General features: G+C 39.1%; 2 protein-coding genes. Both read left to right on the plus strand.

All coding sequences use genetic code 11. The features are described from left to right. Positions 1–777, plus strand: a 777-nt coding sequence (gene gcvT, locus AC06OU_RS00405; protein WP_475853357.1) for a glycine cleavage system aminomethyltransferase GcvT, incomplete at its 5' end; no start/stop codon positions are given. Positions 778–801: 24 nt separating this feature from the next. Further along, the coding region (gene gcvPA, locus AC06OU_RS00410) for an aminomethyl-transferring glycine dehydrogenase subunit GcvPA (protein WP_475853358.1) at positions 802–1,788 on the plus strand (987 nt) is incomplete at its 3' end.

Raw genomic sequence — 1,788 nt, forward strand, 5'->3', positions numbered from 1 at the left:
CATTATTTATTGGTTGTGAATGCTGGTAATATAGAAAAAGATTTTGAGTGGATGAAAGAAAATCTTATAGATGAAGTCGAGTTAAATAATAGCTCCAATGACTATGGACTATTAGCTTTGCAAGGCCCAAAAGCACAAGAAATTCTTCAAAAGTTAACGACACAGGATTTAGCAGAAATTAAATTTTTCCGCTTTAAAGACAAAGTAGAAGTCGCTGGCAAAGAAGTAATCGTGTCTCGCACTGGTTATACGGGAGAAGATGGTTTTGAAATCTATGCATCTAGTAATGATCTAACAGATTTATGGAGCAGCATACTAGAGGCAGGTAAAGAGGAAGGATTACTTCCATGTGGGCTTGGAGCTCGAGACACATTACGCTTTGAAGCTTGTCTGCCGTTATATGGTCAAGAATTATCTAAAGATATTACTCCATTGGAAGCAGGACTTGGATTCGTAGTGAAATTGAATAAAGAGCAGGATTTTAATGGGAAGTCAGTATTGGTAGAACAAAAAGAAAATGGTGTTCCGAGAAAGAGTATTGGAATCGAAATGATCGACAAAGGAATTCCACGTACTGGTTATCCAGTATACAAAGATGGAGTTCAAATTGGTTTTGTTACTACCGGGACGCAATCACCAACATCTAAAAAGAATATCGGTCTAGCTTTAATTGACGCAACATTTGCTGAAATCGGACAGGAACTTGAAGTTGAAATTCGAAACAAGCGACTAAAGGCAGTAACTGTAGCTACTCCGTTTTATAAAAGAGAAAAATAAGACAAAGAAAGAGGTTGTCCATTGATGAAGCAGCATCGTTATTTACCTATGACTGAACAAGATCAAAAAGAAATGTTAGACGTAATCGGCATTTCTTCTATTGATGAATTGTTTGCAGATATCCCAGAAAAGGTTCGTTTTAAAGGGGAATATAATATTAAACCTGCTAAAGCAGAATCTGCTCTTCTTAAGGAGTTAAGCCAGCTAGCTGCTAAAAATGCAGATAGTAGACAATATGCGTCTTTCTTAGGTGCTGGAGTATATGATCATTTCAAGCCTATCATTGTGGATCATGTTATTTCACGTTCTGAATTTTATACAGCTTATACACCATATCAACCTGAGATTTCTCAAGGGGAGCTTCAAGCTATTTTTGAATTCCAAACGATGATTTGCGAATTGACTGGAATGGATCTTGCAAACTCCTCTATGTATGACGGAGGTACTGCGCTTGCGGAAGCGGGTAACCTTGCAGCAGGACACACAAAGCGCAAGAAGTTAGTTGTTTCTGAGGCAATCCATCCGGAGTATATTGATGTAGTGAAGGTTTATGCAAAGGGTCAAAATGTAGATGTAGTGACTGTACCGATGAAAGATGGGGTTACAGACTTAGTTAAGCTAGAAGAAGCAGTCGATGAGGATACAGCAGCAGTTATGGTTCAATATCCTAACTTCTTCGGTCAAATTGAAGACCTAGCAAAAATTGAACAAGTAACACATCAGAAAAAAGCGTTGTTCGTTGTTTCAGCTAATCCTCTTGCATTAGGTGCTTTAACACCACCTGGTAAGTTTGGTGCGGATATTACAGTAGGGGATGCACAACCTTTTGGTATTGCGGAAGCATTTGGTGGACCACATTGTGGTTACTTCGCGGTAACTTCTAAGCTGATGCGTAAGGTACCTGGTCGTCTTGTTGGAGAAACAACAGATGAGGAAGGTCGCCGTGGTTTTGTCTTAACACTACAAGCGCGTGAACAGCACATTCGTCGTGACAAAGCTACTTCTAATATC

It is taken from the genome of Psychrobacillus sp., from assembly GCF_056205495.1.